The 19874-nt window shown below is 36.9% G+C and carries 21 protein-coding genes and 1 pseudogene; 10 read left to right on the top strand and 12 right to left on the bottom strand.

The features are described from left to right. Positions 1-127: 127 nt before the first annotated feature. From AC3EA5_RS11540 to AC3EA5_RS11530, 3 genes are all read right to left on the bottom strand, one after another. Complete coding sequence (locus AC3EA5_RS11540; protein ID WP_488608479.1) at positions 128-592, bottom strand: DinB family protein; 465 nt, start codon at positions 590-592, stop codon at positions 128-130. Between the two features lie 130 nt (positions 593-722). Then, on the bottom strand, positions 723-2495 hold the full coding sequence (locus tag AC3EA5_RS11535) for a mechanosensitive ion channel (RefSeq protein WP_488608478.1): 1773 nt from the start codon (positions 2493-2495) through the stop codon (positions 723-725). A 52-nt stretch (positions 2496-2547) separates the two neighbouring features. Next, a complete protein-coding gene (locus AC3EA5_RS11530) occupies positions 2548-3570 on the bottom strand; it encodes a potassium channel family protein (protein WP_488608477.1) in 1023 nt (340 codons plus the stop codon). A gap of 93 nt (positions 3571-3663) precedes the next feature. Between AC3EA5_RS11530 and AC3EA5_RS11525 the strand changes: the two genes are divergently transcribed. Next, a complete protein-coding gene (locus AC3EA5_RS11525) occupies positions 3664-4314 on the top strand; it encodes a CPBP family intramembrane glutamic endopeptidase (protein WP_488608476.1) in 651 nt (216 codons plus the stop codon). 19 nt (positions 4315-4333) lie between these two features. Here the strand turns inward: AC3EA5_RS11525 and AC3EA5_RS11520 are convergent, their stop codons facing one another. The 4 genes from AC3EA5_RS11520 to AC3EA5_RS11505 form a co-directional block, all read right to left on the bottom strand. Beyond that, positions 4334-4684 carry a DUF3889 domain-containing protein gene (locus AC3EA5_RS11520; RefSeq protein ID WP_488608475.1) on the bottom strand — a complete coding sequence of 117 codons (351 nt, stop codon included), beginning with the start codon at positions 4682-4684 and terminating at the stop codon, positions 4334-4336. 159 nt (positions 4685-4843) lie between these two features. Further along, positions 4844-7033, bottom strand: a complete 2190-nt coding sequence (locus tag AC3EA5_RS11515; protein WP_488608474.1) for a sensor histidine kinase — start codon at positions 7031-7033, stop codon at positions 4844-4846. Between the two features lie 157 nt (positions 7034-7190). Then, on the bottom strand, positions 7191-7883 hold the full coding sequence (locus tag AC3EA5_RS11510; RefSeq protein WP_488608473.1) for a response regulator transcription factor: 693 nt from the start codon (positions 7881-7883) through the stop codon (positions 7191-7193). A 182-nt stretch (positions 7884-8065) separates the two neighbouring features. Then, positions 8066-8944, bottom strand: a complete 879-nt coding sequence (locus tag AC3EA5_RS11505) for a DMT family transporter (protein WP_488608472.1) — start codon at positions 8942-8944, stop codon at positions 8066-8068. Positions 8945-9047: 103 nt separating this feature from the next. On the opposite strand from AC3EA5_RS11505, the gene AC3EA5_RS11500 reads away from it, so the two are divergent. Next, entirely contained in the window at positions 9048-9278 is a 231-nt protein-coding gene (locus tag AC3EA5_RS11500; RefSeq protein ID WP_488608471.1) for an excisionase family DNA-binding protein, read from the top strand. A gap of 193 nt (positions 9279-9471) precedes the next feature. Then, positions 9472-10971: a glycine betaine uptake BCCT transporter gene (locus AC3EA5_RS11495; RefSeq protein WP_488608470.1), complete on the top strand. Its 1500-nt coding sequence runs from the start codon at positions 9472-9474 to the stop codon at positions 10969-10971. 266 nt (positions 10972-11237) lie between these two features. Here AC3EA5_RS11495 and AC3EA5_RS11490 read toward each other — a convergent pair whose 3' ends face one another. From AC3EA5_RS11490 to AC3EA5_RS11475, 4 genes are all read right to left on the bottom strand, one after another. Further along, a complete protein-coding gene (locus AC3EA5_RS11490; protein ID WP_488608469.1) occupies positions 11238-12029 on the bottom strand; it encodes an ABC transporter permease in 792 nt (263 codons plus the stop codon). Continuing rightward, positions 12022-12669, bottom strand: a complete 648-nt coding sequence (locus AC3EA5_RS11485; RefSeq protein WP_488608468.1) for an ABC transporter ATP-binding protein — start codon at positions 12667-12669, stop codon at positions 12022-12024. The genes AC3EA5_RS11490 and AC3EA5_RS11485 overlap by 8 nt, the downstream gene beginning before the upstream one ends. Before the next feature lie 135 nt (positions 12670-12804). Beyond that, positions 12805-13320 carry a YcxB family protein gene (locus tag AC3EA5_RS11480; protein ID WP_488608467.1) on the bottom strand — a complete coding sequence of 172 codons (516 nt, stop codon included), beginning with the start codon at positions 13318-13320 and terminating at the stop codon, positions 12805-12807. 1 nt (position 13321) lies between these two features. Beyond that, on the bottom strand, positions 13322-14293 hold the full coding sequence (locus AC3EA5_RS11475) for a DMT family transporter (RefSeq protein ID WP_488608466.1): 972 nt from the start codon (positions 14291-14293) through the stop codon (positions 13322-13324). 260 nt (positions 14294-14553) lie between these two features. Here AC3EA5_RS11475 and AC3EA5_RS11470 point away from each other — a divergent pair, with 260 nt between their 5' ends. From AC3EA5_RS11470 to AC3EA5_RS11450, 5 genes are all read left to right on the top strand, one after another. Next, positions 14554-15186 carry a glycerol-3-phosphate acyltransferase gene (locus tag AC3EA5_RS11470; RefSeq protein ID WP_488608465.1) on the top strand — a complete coding sequence of 211 codons (633 nt, stop codon included), beginning with the start codon at positions 14554-14556 and terminating at the stop codon, positions 15184-15186. Between the two features lie 150 nt (positions 15187-15336). Beyond that, positions 15337-16566, top strand: a complete 1230-nt coding sequence (gene pepT, locus AC3EA5_RS11465; protein ID WP_488608464.1) for a peptidase T — start codon at positions 15337-15339, stop codon at positions 16564-16566. Positions 16567-16840: 274 nt separating this feature from the next. Then, the gene (locus AC3EA5_RS11460; protein WP_488608463.1) at positions 16841-17539 is read left to right on the top strand and encodes a hypothetical protein; all 699 of its coding nucleotides are present in this window, start codon (positions 16841-16843) and stop codon (positions 17537-17539) included. A 94-nt stretch (positions 17540-17633) separates the two neighbouring features. Then, positions 17634-17939, top strand: coding sequence for a DUF3243 domain-containing protein (locus AC3EA5_RS11455; protein ID WP_394189791.1), 306 nt, complete (start codon positions 17634-17636; stop codon positions 17937-17939). A 23-nt stretch (positions 17940-17962) separates the two neighbouring features. After that, entirely contained in the window at positions 17963-18190 is a 228-nt protein-coding gene (locus AC3EA5_RS11450; RefSeq protein WP_394189793.1) for a hypothetical protein, read from the top strand. A 123-nt stretch (positions 18191-18313) separates the two neighbouring features. Here the strand turns inward: AC3EA5_RS11450 and AC3EA5_RS11445 are convergent, their stop codons facing one another. Next, positions 18314-19402: an AI-2E family transporter gene (locus AC3EA5_RS11445; RefSeq protein WP_488608462.1), complete on the bottom strand. Its 1089-nt coding sequence runs from the start codon at positions 19400-19402 to the stop codon at positions 18314-18316. A 98-nt stretch (positions 19403-19500) separates the two neighbouring features. On the opposite strand from AC3EA5_RS11445, the pseudogene AC3EA5_RS11440 reads away from it, so the two are divergent. Together AC3EA5_RS11440 and AC3EA5_RS11435 are read left to right on the top strand one after the other, a co-directional pair. Next, positions 19501-19599 (top strand): annotated as a pseudogene (locus tag AC3EA5_RS11440) (NUDIX hydrolase); the annotation flags it as partial. Positions 19600-19751: 152 nt separating this feature from the next. After that, the coding region (locus AC3EA5_RS11435; RefSeq protein ID WP_488608459.1) for a helix-turn-helix domain-containing protein at positions 19752-19874 on the top strand (123 nt) is incomplete at its 3' end.

The following is a 19874-nucleotide window of genomic DNA, read 5'->3' as shown; positions in this document are numbered from 1 at the left end:
CTTTTGACGGTTTACCCGTCAACTTTGGTACTTATCTCGTCACTTTTTAGTATTTACTCGTCAACTTTAGCATTTTACTCGTCAAAACGGTCTCAATCCCAAGTAATCTTGGAGTTGAGACCGTTTTTTAATAGACGTTATGTTTACTCATGGCCGAAATGATACCCGAGTGAATACCTTCATGCCAGACTGCAAATTGCATAAGTGCTGCAACTGTTGCCATCTCGTGTAAATTTCCAATCTTCATAGGTTCAGGTAACGATTGATTCAACTTTCCTTCTAACACAGCTTTTATGCGTTCGGGTTGTTCTGCGAGTGCAGTTAGCAACTCCTCATTAGATGGAGGTTCCACTGTCCAGTCAGCTGGCTTCGTTCCCGGAGCAAATAATGTCATCCATTCGGCGTGATCGGGTTCGTACTCAGGTAACGCTCTTTGGACCAACGTTTCCATGGAGACAAAAATATGTCCAACATTCCAGCGAATTGTATTATGAAATCCTTCAGGTTGAATATCCCATTGTTCTTCTTTCACTGCTTTCAATTTACCTTGTGTGTAAATACGTGCAAAATTCATTTGACCTACTACTTCCATATCCTCACACCTCGTTGATTCAGTATGTTTTAAGCGTATATGAATTTATTAAATTAAGAAACAGAAAAATCAAAAAAAAACAGCAACCCCTTACCGAAAAGGAGTTGCTGTTTCCATCTTTCACGAAAACTTATGGACGGAAAGGATCGTCTTTAGGTTTCGTGTTGTTCCAACTATCATGAGCATCCTTATTAAAAGTTGAACCCTCATTTGGAGGAGTTTGATCATATGGATGTTCTTCATCTAAAGTTGGCGTATTAAATCCTTCTTCAATTGGATTAATTGGTGCTGCATTTTGAACTTCATCTACATGTGGTGTAATACCATATAAACTTTGTTCTTTTTTCGATGCATCATTAAACGTTTCTTTCATTGACTCTTTAATTGATTCTTTTTCAGCTTTATAGTTTTCTTTCGAAACTTCTGCATCTTGTAAACTCTTCTCCATTTTTGTTAAATAGCGAGATGCATGTTCACGTCCACCAAGACCAAATGCAAGGCCAAACGCGAGAGCAACTCCACCTAAGATTAAAATGAAGGCTGAGTTAATAATTGAAGCAGCAATTCCTAATTGATCTAATGCCATAAAGAATGCGAATGCTAGAATCGCATATTTTGCTACGTAACGTAGTACATGTGGTGAACCAGATGAATGACTCATTACGCTTCCAACTAATTGCTCAGCTAAGTTAGCTAACCAGAATCCAACAGCTAGAATAATAATTGCTGCAAGAACTGATGGCAAGTAAGCAAAAATACCAGTTGCTAAAGTTACCATAAACTCAAGTTCTAGTAATTGTAGCGCTTCTACTACGAATAATAGAATGATTACAACTTGAACGACAGTTCCAAGTAATTTTGCAAATGATGGAGCTGTACCAGTTCCAGAATTGAAGCCCATTTTCCCGAAGATTGAGTTTACACCCAATTTTTCAAGCAATGAAACAACAATGTCTTTCACCCATTTAGCAACAACAATACCTACTAATACTAGAACGATTGCAATCGCAATTTTCGGTAACATTGCTAAAATATCATTTAGCATACCAACTGCTGGTTCAGAAATTCCATCTAGATCTAGGATTTCTAAAGCAGTAATAGAAACTGGAATCATAATTAAGATAAACGCGATGATTCCTACAACTTTACTAATGCTTGTCCCTTCAAAGAAAGACGAGATGTTTAAACGATCTGCTAAGCGATCTGCGCCAGCAGATTGTAAGAATTTCTCAAGTAAATTACGAACTAATTTAGCAACCAATAATCCGATAAAGAAGACAATTGCTGCAGATACTAATTTCGGAATGAATGTAAAGAAGCTTTCTAACATACCTTCAAATGGTCCACTTAAGCCATCGATGCCTAATGCATTTAAGATTGCTGGGATAAACAATAAGAAGATTAAATAATATGCAACGTTAGCTGCTGTTTCAGTCCATTTTGCTTGGTCAGCCGGAGTAGGTTCTACACCTGCTTTTCCAGTATATTTGTTTAAATTAAGCTTATTGCCAGCCATTAAAATGACTTTCTTCACGATGGTAGCTAGTACCCACGCAAACAATAGAATTAATCCAGCTTTTAAAATGTTTAAGAATGCGCCAGTTAATCCTGAATACATAGAAACAAATGGTGTTGCCATCGTATTCAAGTTTAAAATATTAAAGAATAGTACAAATGCTAGAATTAAAACGATAAAGAAGACGACTTTACTAATGATTTTTTCAACCGTCCATTTTTCATTTTTATTTCCTAAGCGCTCATTTACACGAGATTTACGTAATACTTTATACGTTAAATTCTCCAAGAACTTTGCTACAAAAAATCCAATTAATAATACCAGTAATGCTAACAATAGTTCTGGTAAAAACGAGAGCGTATCTCGCCAATACAAACGATCATACATGCGGTGTCCTCCTTCTAATTTCAAAATAGTTAAATTCTTCGTCCGTATCTATTTACCCTAAGCATTTCTTTTTAAACGCTTCACTTGCTCCTTTTTCTCCATAAATAATTAATACATCATTTTTTTGTAATACTTCCTCCGCAGCTGGATTACTAATCAGTTCTCCATCTCTATGAATCCCTAACACAGTCACCTGCATATCTTGGCGGATAGCTGCTTCTTTCAGTGATTTTCCTACGAAATCACACGCTTGTTCCAATTTCACTTCTTCTAAAGCTTGGTTTTTTTCTTTTGTATGAATCAATAAATTCACCAAATCCGTACTTTCAGGTCTTAAAACAGAGCTTACTAATTCTCTTCCGCCAATTGTAGAAGGATTGACGACCCGACTGGCTCCCGCCCTTAATAGCACTTCTTCTGAACCAGCGTGCTCTACACGTGCTACTACCTCTAAATCTTCATTTAAGGCTTTGGATTTGATTGTAATAAAGACATTATCAGAATCACTTGGTAAGGCAGCTATTAACCCTCGAGCCTTCTCCACATTCGCTTCTTTAAGAATTCCTTCCTCTAATGGACTGCCTATAATACGAAGTGCTCCTTCAGGGAGAACTGCCACCATTTCCTCTTCTGAATCATGAATATAGACAACTAGGACATCCTCTTCTTGAAGTTGTTCAAAAACTTGTTTTCCTACTCGACCTAAACCGCAAACAATTATGTGATTTTCTAAATTTTTTATTGTATGTTCCATTCTTTTATTCCACACCTTTTCTGAAAGTTGATGTTCAATGAAATAAGAAGCCACCGCACCTGTTGCATAGGTCACGACTGCAACACCGAAAGGGATTAATATTAAGGCAAATCGCTTACCAGCTTCTGATTCTGGAACGATATCTCCATATCCAACCGTCATTAAAGAAATAATTGTTAAATAAAATGAGTCAAAAAAAGATAATTCCTCAATTGTCATAAATCCGATTGTGGCAACACTTACTAACACGACTAATCCAATGAGAGCAAATAATATATGTCGAAAACGCACACGTAAATCCATCCATTTTGAAGCCTTCATTCAGTCACCTTCTTTATTTTATTGACTATTTGTATCTACCCGCTTCGAATCCTTTTTAGACAAGTTTCGTCCATGTAAATGGGAGTGATTTAAATGAAAAACTGGGTCATAATATACCCATTCATTAGTATTTTGATTTTATTATGGATTGAACAAGGTATTGAAGTTACGTACATATGGAAGACACTCGCGAAAATCACATTATTCGTTGTGTTTCCGCTTATTTATATAATCCGCATGAATGGAAACATTCTGAATCAACAGCAATTGAAGAAGAATCATTTTGTTCTTCCATTCATTTTAGGATTCTTCACAATGGTGACAATATTTTGCGCCTTTATTCTTTTTCGAGATCATATCGATTTAGCTACCTTGAAAATGGATCTCGAAACAAGAGTAGGCGTTACCGCATCAATATTTCCATTTGTGGCATTATACATCTTGTTCGGCAATTCTTTTTTAGAGGAGTTTTTCTTTAGGGGATGGCTTGTTGATTTATTTCAGAAAACCAAATGGCAGTGGTTTATGCCAAGTTTCTTATTCGCCATTTACCATATCGCTATTTTCTTACCATGGTTTGATTGGCCGATTCTCCTGATTGCTGTCATCGGCCTTTTTATCGGCGGCTTACTCTTCCAATGGCTGAATAAAACAAGTGGCACAATCTATCCCGGTTGGATTGTTCATATCTCTGCAGATATTGGTGTACTTTTAATCGGTTTTTACATGTTTTATTTCAACTGAAATAAATGCTCAGATGACCTTATCTAGACGTTTCTTCAAATTCAATATCAACTAATTCTTCCGTATCAGAATTGAATTCAATTCTTACAAAGACGCCGAATTCCTTTTCACCTTCTTTTAACCAAAGCTTAAAATTTTCAAATGTTGAACCTCCATTGATTTCTCTTCCTTGATGAAGGTAGTCAATAATGTCTGCACTTGGATATTTCAATTTCGTTTCTTTTACAGCGAGTAATCCCCATTTCGCATAAGAAGGCGTTTCGTGTTGTTGTTCTTGAGCTAAAGTTGAAAGCTCGGTGTTAGCAAAATTAAGTCCAATAAAAAACACCGCTAATAATGCCATTCCTAGTAACATAATCGGTTTCCGCATAATTGAATTCATCTCCTTTTAGAAAGGATGAGTCAATCGATTGAAATCATTCCAATTCGAATGAGTTTTTTCGATTTAATCAGCCCTATTTTCTGAATAAAAAAGGGGCTGATCCAAAAATCATATTAAAATGATTTTTGAAACAGCCCCGTCATCATATTACATAGTCTGTACTGATACCGTCACTTTAAATAAATCCCCATCCACTTCAATTTTCATGGATCCACCGTGTAAATCGACAATGGATTGCGATATGGCTAATCCTAATCCTGAACCTTCAGTATGACGAGACGTATCGGCACGTTTAAAGCGTTCAAACAACTCATCCACATTTTCTCCAAGCTCATATTTCGTGACGTTTTTAATGGTAAAATGCGCACAACCATCCAATTCTTTTAATGTGACATACACGCGAGTTCCTGGAAGAGTGTACTTAATCGCGTTCACGATTAAATTATCCAATACGCGCCACCATTTTTGTCCATCAACTAATGCGAAAAGCGCACGGTCAGCTTTAGCAATTCGGAAATCGAGACCAGCTGTTTGAATATCTTCTTCATGCTCGGCTAAGGCTTGCTGCATTAATTGTGTTAAATCTACTCGCTGTTTTAGCAATTCCATATTGCCACTCGCCATTTTTGATACTTCGAATAAATCTTCGATTAAGGTCTTTAATCTTTGTGATTTTCGATCTAATATTCCTACATAAGATAAGCGCTCTTCTAAAGGTAAATCAGGGTTTTTCAATAAATCTGTATACGTGATAATCGACGTTAACGGCGTTCTCAAATCATGACTAACATTCGTTATTAATTCAGTTTTCAAACGTTCACTTTTAGCTTGTTCAGATTGTGATACACGCACACCTTCTCGAAGTTTGTTCAAATGTTTGGCGTGTTCAGCTAAAACTGATTTCCCACGAATATGGACATCATTAATTAACTGTCCTTTCGACATTTGTTCAGTAGCAATCGCGAGTTTATTGTAATCGGCAACTCGTTTGAATAAAAGATACAGTGCGGGTAAAACAAATACGATAAATAGTGGAATATAGATCAGTATTAACTCCGGCACCATGAGAATAATTGGCACTCCTATCCCTGCTAAAAACACAACAGAACAAAGAAGAACAATCTGAATGCCTAATGATCGTTTTAAGAAAGCATTTTTCGTTGTGTGGAAAAGTTTTTGACTTAAGCTATTTTCCCAATACTTTTTATATCCCTCATTCTTGATATCTCTGTACAACCAAAAGATTTGTAAAATAGTAATAGTTATCAGTGCCATTAAAATAGTGAACAGAATGAAACTATCAAAAATGGTACTAGCATATAAATTCATCGGATTTTTTAAATAATTTAGTAAAGAATAAAATGTCAAAGGAATACCCAATAGAGAAATTAAGACACCAGCTAACCTTAACTCCAGGTTTAATTTTTTAATCATTAATGGAGTGGAAAATTCCAAAACTTCTTTCTTTCTCGTCTTATATGTTCGAACGACTAAACCTCCAGCTACTAATCCTAAAAACCAAATGGTGTAAAATATCCATTTGCTTCGCTGAAACATTGTTGCTTCATGATTAAAATCACTTGGAAAACCACTTTTCAGCATTGCAACTGTCCCAGTGTACTGAGCAGATTCAAATTCGATTAATCCATAGATATCGCTTATACCCAAAGGTTCAAGTTCATCATTTACGAAAGAGGAAATTTCTGAATTAACAGGTGACACATATAAATAACTTTTCTTTCCGCCATAAGATTCCTTATATACTGTTGGTGCTTTTAAATCACCGAAGGTAAATCGTTCATTTGTTTCAACATTAACTAAATCATAGGCAAATGATTTGCGTATCCCTTCTGACTTTGACTTAAATTTGGATAATTTCTTTTCATACTTTTGTAACTCTTCTTTTTTCGCTGCTAGTATCTTTTCTTCAACAGCTTCTTCATCTCCAAAGTTATTACGGATTTCTTCTATTTTTAAATCTCGTTCTTTTTTGAGTTCGTTACTTAAGACTGTATTATTATTCATTTCTGCTTCATTAATTGTAGATTGGTATTGATCTTGAACATTTCGGATTTGATCAACTTGAGTTCCAAAGAAATCTCGATATTGTTGAACTTCAGAAGCATCAACCGAAAGATTCTCAATTTCTTCTTTCACGTCCAATGGATTTAAAAGGACAGGACCAAAAGCTTCAATTTTTTGATCAACACTCCATTTAAATTCTTCCGTTTCATAATAATTTGATGCAATATACTTCGTTCCAAGTTCAGGGAAAGTTAAAAGAGCAAATAATGTAAAACTAATTAAGCCAAAAAATATCCATGTAATTCTCTTCATTTATTAAACGTCCCCTCTTAAAATCCTTGTTAGTTGAACGATCGTTCGGTTGGAATGTAAAAACCCTTGCTCAATCAGCTGTTGAATAAAGGAATAACAATACATTAAACTAAGCATCCCAATAGTCAGGGCTAAGATAGACAGCCAGTGAGAAGCTTTACTTTTCGATTTTGTAGCCAACGCCCCACACCACCTTTAAATACCTTGGATTTTTCGGATCTGTTTCGATCTTTTCACGAATTTTGCGTATATGTACCGCCACGATATTTTCAGCGTTATAAGCTGGCTCATTCCAAACTCGTTCGTAGATGTCACCAATCGAAAAGACTCGACCTGCATTCGTTATTAATAGCTCAGTTATTTTATATTCAATTGGCGTTAATTTGACTGGTTCGCCATCTAACGTTAATTCACGTGAATCTAAATCCAGCGCTAAACCATTTATAGCAATTGTCGTTTTTTTGTCTACAAAAGTACCTAGATGCACGTATCGTCTTAATTGGGATTTAACACGGGCAATCAATTCCATTGGATGAAATGGTTTTGTGACGTAATCGTCTGCTCCAACCGATAATCCATGAATTTTATCCGAATCCTCAGCTTTTGCACTTAACATGATGATCGGAATGTTTCGTTCTTCTCGAATTTTAAACGTCGCTTGAATTCCATCCATATTCGGCATCATGATATCGAGTACGATTAAATGCACTTCGTGATTTTCCAATAAAGCAAGTGCCTCTACTCCATCAGATGCTTTTAACACGTGATAACCTTCGTTTTTCAAATAAATTTCAATGCCGTCTCGAATATCTTGATCGTCATCTGTTACTAAAACCGTAAATTGAGTCATCCGTTCCACCTCTTCTTGTTCTTCTCATGTATCTAATTGTAAACGACATTTCTTAACAAATATGTAGGGTATTTCTGAAGAAATTCTTAAGAAAGTTTGTTGTGATATGTTGGTGGCTATTTTAGAGAATCCAAATATACACAACAAAAAAAAGCGTCCCTAAGTTCAGAGACGCGTAAGCCTTATTCAAATTGTTTCGTACGTTTTCTTCCGCTGAATGTCAAAACGATAATTCCACCAAGTAAAAGGACGACACCAAACCAGGACACTGGGCTTAGGACTTCTCCTACAATAACGACACTTAATACCGCTGCTGTTAAGGGCTCTCCTAAGCTTAGCGTGACCGCTGAAGAAGAAGGAACTTTTTTTAATCCAAACAAATACAATATGTAGGCAGCACTTGTGGTCATAATTCCTAAGTATAGAATCGTCCCTATATTCTTAGGTTCAACCACCCATGAACTGTCGAAAATGAATAAAAACGGCATTAGCATGAATGCACTAATTGAAAAAGTCATTGCTACCGCAGGAATGGCTTCTACCTTGGCTAATAAAAATTTACTAACAATCGTGTAAATCGCAAAGACGAATCCTGCGAATAAAGATAATGTTACACCCACTGGATTGACAGTAAGCGCATCTTTATTCAAAAACAATAAAGCACATCCGATTACTGAAAGCGCAGTAGCCAACATCCATGCTCGTGAAGGTTTGAGTTTCAGAAATAACCATTCAATTAATCCAGAAAAAATAGGAGCACTTCCAATCGCAACAACTGTTCCGATGGCAATTCCAGTTACTCGCACTGAAGTGAAAAATAATGGTTGGAATAAAGCCATACAAATCGCTGCGATAATCGTTAGCTTCCATGGCCAGGTGCGAAAACTGATTTTCTTCATGACGAGCATGATTATAAGTAATGAGAATCCTCCAATTGCTAAGCGTGAAGCCCCGATGGTTAGAGGCTGTGCAGTTTGTGGGAGAAAAGTTTGAGCTGTCCCTGTTGTCCCCCAAAGAATCGCTGCGAATAGGACAAGCAAATATGGAATGATTGTTTTCATGTAGTCACCTCTAGATGTTATTGACTGTACTTTACCATATATTGTACTTATTGAGATACACATTTTCGTCATCTATACTACATGTAAGAGGAGTGATACGTTTATGTATTTAACAATAGAAGAAACTGCTGTTTATTTATCTATGCCAATCCATCAAGTACGAGACTATGTGTTAGAAGGACGCATTAAAGCAGTTCATGACGGGGACCAGTTTTTGATTAATCAAGCACAATTCGAGAGACATTTAGATCAAGTTGAAGAGATGAAAAGACAGATTGATGAATGGAGAAATACGCCGATACCTGAAGATATTGATGTGAAAGATGAAGATTAATTTTTATGCTGAAAACAGGTTTAAACTTACCTGAAAACAGGTATTAGTAACTAGTCACTTTTTCTGGTGTGAAATGACTAGGAAAATGAAACATTACGCATACTTTAGGAAACGGACTGTTTGACATTAGGGGCCAAGTTGCGTAAGGTGAACAATTGTGTCACAAAATAAAAGAGAAAATCGAGGGGGAAACATGAAGAAAATTACAAATGTCTTTTGGATTACTTTAGCACTTGTCGTGCTAGCAGTTGGGTATGGAGCTTTAGCACCTACAAGTTTTGAAACCATTACGGGAAATATGCAATCATTTATTACATCTTCATTTGGTTGGTACTATTTAGCTTTAGTTTCAATTATGGTTCTTTTTACAGTAGTTATCATTTTCAGTCCTTTTGGAAAAATCCGCTTAGGAAAAGATACGGATCGACCTGAGTATTCAAGAATTTCTTGGTTCTCTATGCTGTTTTCAGCAGGTATGGGAATCGGTCTTGTCTTTTGGGGAGCTGCAGAACCATTATCACATTACGCAGTCAGCCCTGCGACTGCTGATCCCGGTACACGGGAAGCCTTCCGAGAATCCATGCGTTATACGTTTTTCCATTGGGGATTACATGCATGGGCCATTTATGCGATTGTCGCTTTAGCGCTTGCATACTTCCAGTTTCGTAAAGGAGAACCTGGGTTAATTTCCGCAACATTGAAGCCGATTTTCGGAGACAAAATGAACGGTCCTTGGGGCGTTTTAGTAGATGTTTTCGCTGTTTTTGCAACTGTAGTCGGTGTCGCAACTACACTTGGCTTCGGTGCTGTTCAAATTAACGGTGGCTTATCTTACATTTTTGGAATTCCAAATACTTTTGGCGTTCAAGTCGTCATTATTGCAGTAGTAACTGTTTTATTCTTAATCTCAGCATGGTCTGGTTTAAGTAAAGGAATTAAATACTTATCCAATGTAAATATGATTTTAGCGGTTGTTCTGCTCATATTGGTAGTTATTTTAGGACCTACATTACTGATTTTTAACATGTTTACAGACACGTTAGGTAGTTATATTCAAAATATTGTTCGCATGAGTTTCCGTGCTTCGCCACTTGATGCTGGAAACCGTGAATGGATTAATGGATGGACTATTTTCTACTGGGCTTGGTGGATTTCTTGGTCACCATTCGTTGGGATTTTTATTGCCCGCGTATCGAAAGGCCGCACAATCCGTGAGTTCTTAGCAGGTGTGTTATTGCTTCCATCCATTGTCAGCTTCTTTTGGTTTGCTGCATTTGGAACAACAGCCATTAATATTCAAGACAAAGTAAAAGATTTGGTAGGTATGGAATTAGCTACGGAAGAAACATTGTTCGCCGTATTTAATGAGCTGCCAATGTCGATGGTTCTATCTATAATTGCTGTTATCTTAATCAGCACGTTCTTTATTACCTCTGCCGATTCAGCAACTTTTGTACTTGGTATGCAGACGACAAACGGATCATTGAATCCTTCAAATATAGTAAAAGTTATTTGGGGTCTAGCTCAATCATCAATCGCTGTTATTTTACTATCAGCAAATGGTTTAACAGCCCTTCAAAACATGCTAATCGTCGCCGCATTCCCGTTCTCCTTTATCATGCTCTTAATGATGATTTCTCTCTATAAATCATTAGCAGATGAAGCGAAGAAAATGAAAATAACTAAATCATAAAACCAAAAGCCAAGCTCTTTTTTCATGAGAGTTTGGCTTTTTCTTTGGGTTCAATTTTTGTGAAACGTACAACAATTCTATATTTGATATTGTTTTCGTTTTTTAGAGATTCTATGTTCATTTAATACTCACTTATACTTGTTTCGCTTCAGGTGAACGCTTTCCGCGGGCGGTCCGTTAGCCTCCTCATTCGCGAAGCGTAGGGACAATATGGTGAATAAACCTCTCATCAGCATTGCACATTTTTCTATAAAATCGTCTATGTTTTAATCATCACCCAGAACAACCAGCTGACTTCTTTCATTGAAAAAAGTCTTATATCCTAACTGAAGGAAAAAAATAACGGTAAGCGACACACTCCCCACAATTCCAAGCATGACTGCAATTTGATATTCGATTGCCACAATCGGTGACGTACCGGACAAGATTTGACCAGTCATCATTCCCGGTAAAAAGACAATTCCCATTCCGACCATCGAGTTAACCGTTGGTAACATCGCTGCGTCGAAAGCTTGATTCGTCACGACTTTTGCCGCTTTTTGTGGGGTTGCACCTAACATTAATGCTCCTTCCACTTGATCCTTTTGAGTTCTCATTCCAATCATTAACTGATTCACTCCGAGTGTGATTCCTGTCATAGAATTTCCAATAATCATCCCCGCGATGGGAATAAAATACCTCGGCTCGTACCATGGGGTCAATTGAATCACGACAAATATAAAATAAAATAAACTGCCTAAAATCCCGACAGTCATTGACAATGCGATCACTCTTTTTAATGCCGATGGTAAAATCGTTTCTGACTTTTGGTAAACATTATAAATCGCGAATACTTGCATGAGTGCAATGGCAACAACTGTATAAAGAGGATGAGCATTTTCAAACACATACATCAAGATATACCCAACAAGCACTAATTGAAGAGTCATTCGAATCGTTGCAATTAGAATTTGTCGTTCACGAGGAATGCGTCTCCAACGCACAATAATCAGTAGTACCACGATAAACACATATGCCGATAACAATTGCCAAAAGGAGAGATCCATTACATTATTCACCGGCTTGATCCCCCTTCTTCGTCAAACTGTATGTGGAGACATCGATGCTTTCATCTGCATACGAATCTGCTAGTGTTCGATCATGCGTAACCATGATAATCCCAATCCCTTTCTCTCTTGCAAAAGAAAAAATAGATTGTATAACAATGTGTGCCGTCTCTTGATCGAGTGCAGAAGTTGGTTCATCTAGAAGTAATACTTTTGGATGTATTAACAAACTTCTAGCAAGTGAAAGCCTTTGTTTTTCTCCGCCTGATAATTTTTTCGCATTTGTTTCTAGTTGTTTGTGAAGATGACATACCTCTAATATTTCTGTCATATCTTCTTCGTTTACATTAGGTAATTCCGCAAATTCGCGACCTAATTGTAAGTTGTCAGCTATCGTCCCATCGTAAATGAGACTGGTTTGTGGGACCATTACAACATCTCGTCGTAAAGAAGTTGGTTCAAACTCTTCCACTAATTGATTGCGAAGACTTATTTCTCCCTCTTCAGCACTTTGCAAGTTATTAAGCAAACGGAGAAGTGTCGATTTTCCTGACCCACTCGGTCCGATAATCGCAACAATTTTATCTGTCACAATCTCAAGTTCTGGTATATGTAAAATGTCCCTCACACGGACATTGCTCAATGAAAACATCTGATTTCCTCCCAATTCATTTCTTCTTAAAATCGTATCATGAATTGTTGTCGAGCTAAAATTTCTTGAACAGGGAATGTTTTTTAAAGAAAAAACCTTTCATTTCCCTGTTTGAATGAAAGGTAATTTTGTCCTCTATATTTTCTTAAATCTATTTTGTACAAAACCTTTTATCTCATTCCATTGGGATAGTTCTCGCTTCGGTAAGATGTAAGCACTCATTGATGTATTGTAGATATAGAGATTATAATCGTCCTCCGTTACTCGTTGTATTCCTTCCCACGAACAAGACGTCTGTCGATTCTCCGCTACATCTAAAATTCCTTCTTCCGTTAATGTCATTTCATGTTTCCCAAGAATGCCTTCATTGTTTCCTTCTCGTATGAACTTCACTGTACGTTTTTTAACGGAACGATAAAAATATCGTGGATAGAATATAATCCAAATCACTCCAAGAATTGAAAATACGGTAAGTAAATAGGCAAGAGACAATTCCGATACATAGGAAAGAATGAACGCAACGATCATATACAAAAAGGGAATTCCAAATCGTTGCAAATTTAACGATGTTTGTACAGTTTTTGAGTTTTCAATGTGATGCATATTAAATTGAACATACGATTCCTCAGATAAATGATAGGTAAAATTCATGTCATGTCTCCTCAAGCTTTGTAGGTACTTTGTTCATAGACTTCTGACTGTAATTACTGTGAATAATCATTCCCACAACTACGAGTAGCATCCCAATCCATGCAAGTGGAGATGGGAACACAATGGATAGCAACCAAATCTCACCTGCTAGCGCAAATAGAACCCCTAAAGATTGAGTTGCTTCAACTGCCCCTAGCTTCGTCATATCCCCACGAACAAGATCTGTTGCCATGAAAAAGAGAACCGTCGCGATAACCCCTGAGAAAATAGCCACTAAAAAGGACTGCGTTACTTGAGATACCGATGGTGCTCCCACAGTAGTTGCCCCCACAACCGCGAGCAATATCCATAAAGGTAAACTTGCGATTGTCATCCCTAGCACACGTTGATATGCATCGATTCTGCCTTCACACATTTGCATCATCTTTCGATTCCCAAGCGGATACGCAAAAGAAGCAATAAGTACAGGTAGTAGTCCAAACAATAGCTGTTTGATTGAAATCGATTCTGCATGCTCTATTTGCATCAGCAAAATACCCGCTAACATAATCGCAGAAAACCCAATTCCTCTCCATACAATTCGATGACGAACTTTAACAAATCCATTCTTCGTTTCAATCACAGTAAAAAATAAAGGAGCGAGCAACGCACCTGACACAATGGTAACTTGCCATGTTCCAGCGATTAGCCATCCAGGAGCGAACGCAGCGGCAAATGTAATCGGTGCGTAAAATAGTCCGAAGCCAACAAAACTCCAAACGAACCACTGCATAGGGTTACGTTTCATTTCAATAAAAAGAGCGCCTAAATTCTTTCGTAACCCAACTAAAATAAGCAATAATGGCACCATAAAAAAATAACGAAGTGAAGCACTCCATAACCAATTACCTCCTGCATCCTCCATCGCCGCATTTAACACAAATGTAACAGCGAAAAAGAGCGATGCTAATACACCTAGTACAATGGGACGCATACCAAAATCCTCCAATACCCTATTGCTTCTATTATAGCTAAAGAGATAGGTTGAATGATAATTTTAAATAATAAATTCTGTGTAAGTATTCAGTTTGATATTCTACAAGTTCTTCGTAAGGGATGTATAGATAGCTTTGAAGAAAGTATTATATCAACTTTGTTTTTCAAATTAATATAATACTTGTAGTTAGCAGTTTCCAAAAACATGAAACTAATAATCTACATAAAACGTTTATTAAGATACAGAGGTGAATTTATATGATGAACATCTTGTTGTATATAGGAGTAATTGTTATAGTTGGCTATTTGATCGGAAGTCTTCACGGATCCTATATTGCCCAAAAGTTATCTGGAATTAATGTGAAAGAAAACGGAATTAAAAACTCGGGAGCCTCCAATGCAACGATTGTCTTAGGTTGGAAATATGGTTTACTCGTGGCACTCTTTGATATTGGGAAGGGTTTTTTAGCGGTATTTATTTTATCTTTTCTAATTTCCAGTTGGCAGACGTTGTTGGAATATCATAATTCTCTTTTATTTTTAATGAGCTTTATGGTCGTAATTGGTCATAATTATCCTGTTTGGATGAAATTTAACGGTGGGAAAGGAACTGCTGCAGTCATTGGTGTCTTACTAGCACTTGATTGGAAGATGGGCTTGATCGGCTTGTTTACCTTAGTTGTTGTATCTCTACTTACTGATTACTTACTAATAGGTGTTTTATTTTTATATGTAACTTTTTGCGGGTACTCCATTTGGTTCTCCGATGATATATGGCCAATTATTATCGCATTCTCTCTTTTTATATTAGCTATTTGGAAACACCAAGAGAATATTTCACGATTAAAGGCTGGCACCGAACCACGTGTTTCTCATGTCCTTAAGTTTTAAGATAAAAGTTCAAAAAGTCTCAGAAGCTAGGTTTTCACTTAATAGAACTTTCTTTATTCCTGATTGAAACAAGATTTTACGCAATCATTATTCCGTCATTCATAGTAAAGTGATAAACTAAATGTAGAAATGAACTAAGGAGTTGGACTTATGCAAGAAACGTTAATCGAACGCCTCGTGCGTTATGCCCAAATAGATACTCAATCAGATGCGGAAAGCACAACTTGTCCTTCCACTCCTGGTCAATGGGATTTGTTATATGAATTAGAAAAAGAATTAGCTGCTATTGGTATGGAAGATATTTCGTTAGATGATCATGGCTATTTATTTGCGACTCTTCCTGCGAATACAGATCGAGATATCCCGACAATTGGGTTTTTGGCTCATGTCGATACGACGACTGATTACACGGGTAAAAACGTGAATCCTCAGCGAATTGATTGTTATGAAGGTGGTCCAATCCAGTTAAACGCAGATACTGTGATGTCACCTGAGGACTTCCCTGAAATGAATAATTACATTGGACATACATTAATCACGACTGATGGAACAACTCTTTTAGGTGCTGATAATAAAGCTGGAGTTGCTGAAATCATGACTGCAATGGAGTTCTTGATTAAAAACCCTGATATCAAACACGGTAAATTAAGAGTTGGATTTACTCCAGATGAAGAAATCGGACGTGGACCTCATAAATTTGATGTAGAGAAATTTGACGCTAAGTATGCTTATACAATGGATGGCGGTCCACTCGGAGAACTTCAGTATGAAAGCTTTAACGCTGCAGGTGTGAAAGTGACTGCTCGAGGAACTAGTGTGCACCCAGGTTCAGCGAAAAATAAAATGGTGAATGCCTTGACGATTGCAACTAAATTCCAATCACATATGCCTACTGATGAAGTTCCTGAAAAAACAGAAGGATACGAAGGATTCATTCATTTAATGAATTTCAAAGGCAATGTTGAAGAAGCAAAACTTTCTTATATTATTCGCGACTTTAACCGTGAAAAATTTGAAGAGAAAAAAGCAATTTTCGAAAAAGCTGCTGCTGACATTCACGCTGAATATGGTGTTAATGCCATCACAGTTGAAATAAATGATCAATACTTTAATATGGGTGAAAAAATTGAACCTGTAAAACATATTGTGACAATTGCTCAAGAAGCGATGGAGAACTTATCAATTGAACCAATCATTTCACCAATTCGTGGAGGAACTGATGGCTCTCAACTTTCTTATATGGGCATGCCGACACCTAACATTTTCACTGGTGGCGAGAATTACCACGGGAAATTTGAATACATTTCAGTTGATAACATGGAGAAAGCAACAAAAGTGATTATCGAAATGGTTCAATTATACGAAAAGCAAGCACTTTAAAAAGGAAACAGAAACAAGCATGGATTTTCCGTGCTTGTTTTTTTTCGCAAAAAAAGATTCATGCACACAGTTTGCGCATGAATCTTTTGTATACACAACTTAATGGTGAGGGGGGTTAAGTTTGTGAAATGTCAGCTTCAATTTGGAGAAAAGCCGCTGACTCGTCCTACCATGTTGACTAATACAGAAGGAATATCATTCCTTATACGATAATGATAATCATTATCAGTGGGCAAGTCAACACATTCTATAAAATTATTTGTATACTTAATCTATGACTACTCTAACGAACGATCAAATCCGCCAATTGAATATGTATAGCACGTATGTCAGTCAACCGAAGCATCCTTTATTCACATTGGAGCAACTACATCAAGTCGATATACTCCCGGTAATAAAAACGGTAACTGGAATTGACAAAGGCGCTGTTGCTGCCTCTTACTTCATGCGCAGGTATGGCATGTTTGTCTCCACTCAATTTGTCATGTTTATTACATATGAAGAAATGTGGATGGGCAAAGCAAATCAAGTTCAATTTGGCGCAATAAATGAATACGGCAATATGAGTATAAGTACATTTATTTCGACAAAAGATTATCAAGATACTTCTTCTATTCCACCAAAAGAATTAGTTCATCACATTTTACATGAACAAATTCAACCGATGATACATGCTCTACGAAATTATTCATCCGTCTCTCCCTTAACCCTATGGGAGAATGTTTTCGGATTTATGCTTTGGCATTTTCATGTGATGCTTAACACCACTTCAACGACCGAAATGGCGAGAGAAGTTCTTAATTTATTGAAGGAAGATGACATGTGGACTGGAATATCTTCGCACTCTTTATTCGCCACCTATCTAAAAGGTTCGGAACCTTCCCTTTTGCTCAATACAAAAATTCGAACAACCTGTTGTTTTTCTAAGGATGTGCCTGGATTACAAGCTTGTGGATTCTGCCCCTTACTGTAGTTAATAATACCTATTTTGCACATTGGTAGGTTTTAGGTTTGGGCAATTAGGATAAACCTAACAGTAAGAAGATGAAAAGGAGCGTGTCAATGACATGGAAAACATTCAAGGTAAAGTTCAAGAGGAATTAAACAATGTAAGTCCTGAAAAGAAAGATGAAATTTTAGCGAATTTTTCAACCTTTAAATCTTATTTAGGCGGTAAAGTTGCAACTGGTGAAAAATTAGGTTTAGGTGAAGAGCAATTGGCGAAAACAGCTGAAATGGTTGCTGGTTACTTAGCTAATAATGAAGAACCACGTAATAGTGAAGAAAACTTGCTTCAAGAATTATGGAAGTCAGGCGATAAAGACCAACAGCACGCATTAGCACATATGTTAGTTAATATGGTGCGTAAATAAGGTCAGGAAAGGATCGACTCGTTATGACGAATAAGCCTTTCAATGAACGTGATCGTAAAGATGAAAAACATCGAGATTTAGATAATCCAGATGTAGTTAAAACGGACAAAGAAAGCCTCTTCGACATGCATGACGATATGCAAACCGTCGATGCGGTTCCTGTAGAAGAATTAAATCAAAAAGTAAAAGATGAAAAAAATCATCGTAAAACAAAAGACGATTCTTCTAGCGAAGAACGTTATCCAGATTAGAAATGAAACAGCGTGCATCCGTTTGGTGCATGTTGTTTTTTTCTTATACTGATAGACCAAAACATATACTTTATCAGTATTAAAAAATCTCCTAGCCGATAACCGGTTAGGAGATTTTTGTTATTAATCTTCGTCTACAGTGCTTGTCGCAGCATCACGTATTTCTACTCGATGAGCATATATATTTTTGATGATCGTTTTAATGATTGCATAAGTAGGGATAGCTAAGATAATACCCCATAATCCAGCGATATTACCTGCAGCTAAAATGACGGTAATAACAGTTAAAGGGTGAATATCGAGTGCTTTACCCATAACATTAGGTGAGATTAAATTACTTTCGATTTGTTGAGCAACTAGCATGATAATCGCAACATATAAAGCTAGTTGAGGTTCTTGAACAAAGCCAATAATTAGAGCTGGAATAACTGAAATATATGGCCCTAAGAAAGGAATCACATTCATAAACATTCCGAAAATAGCAAGTAACAACGCATATTCTAATCCAATAATCAGGTAGCCTATTAACAACATGATACCTACTGCAAAACTAACTAATAGTTGTCCTTGAATATATGATTTTAACGTAATGTCAATATCGACTAACGTTTTACGAATCCAGGTTTTGCGATCTCCCTTAAAGAACCCAGCAATAAAAGGTGCAAACTTTTCGTGATCTTTCAGCAAATACACAAGGAAGAATGGAACCAAAACTAAAAGGAACAATCCTTGGAAGAAACTTTGTATGAATGTGACTACCCAAGAACCGAAGCCCATCGCAATATCATTCACACGTCCTGATTGATCATCAATCGATTTTTCAATCGCTTCTGGCAAACGATCTTTTTGGTTAATAACATAGTCGACCATGTCTTCAACGTCTTTTGTAATCTCAGGGGCATCTTCTACTAAAGCGTTCACTTGATCCGTTACAGCTGGACCAATCATGGATGAGAAGAACCATAGAGCTAAACCTATCGTTGCGAAGATCGCCAAAATACTTGTCCATCTCGCCCACCCTTTTGATTCTAAAAACTTAAGTAACGGTCTAGTTAAATAAAATAGTACGCCACCAATTAATAGTGGGAGGAAAATTGTTTGACCTATAATGAGAAGCGGAGAGAAAATTCCTTTCACTTCCATAAACATTCGAATAATTACTAATGCGAGTAGTAAGCCAACACCCACTTGAAACCACAACTTTTTCGTCAATCTATACACATCCTTTATACAACTCTATATCTTAGTATAAGTTATCTATTGGTAGAAAGGGTATACTATGTAAAAAATAATTCAAATGGAAGGTATATATGGAATATTATAAAGAACTTCGAAAATATGTAGGTCATCGTCCTTTAATTTTACCCGGCTCTGTCGTGATTATTCAAAATGAATTTGGGGATGTTTTATCTTTATCCTACAGAAGACTCCCACCTCAAGGAATGAAAAGGGCGAAGCCTAATGAGAGTAGGTAGGAGATGAATGTCGGTTGACGGTAGCCAAAACTTTCCACACGATGATATAATGAGAACAAACATTCGTGTCGTTGGGGGTGGAAATCATGTTAGTCAATAAGGCATACAAATTCCGGATCTATCCAACCAAAGAACAAGAAATCCTCATTGCTAAAACAATCGGATGCAGTCGTTTTGTATTCAATCGCTTTTTAGGGCTATGGAATGAA

This window comes from Paenisporosarcina sp., from assembly GCF_057785155.1.
Note: the sequence above shows the minus strand (reverse complement) of the source record. Positions and strands in the feature narration are given on the sequence as shown.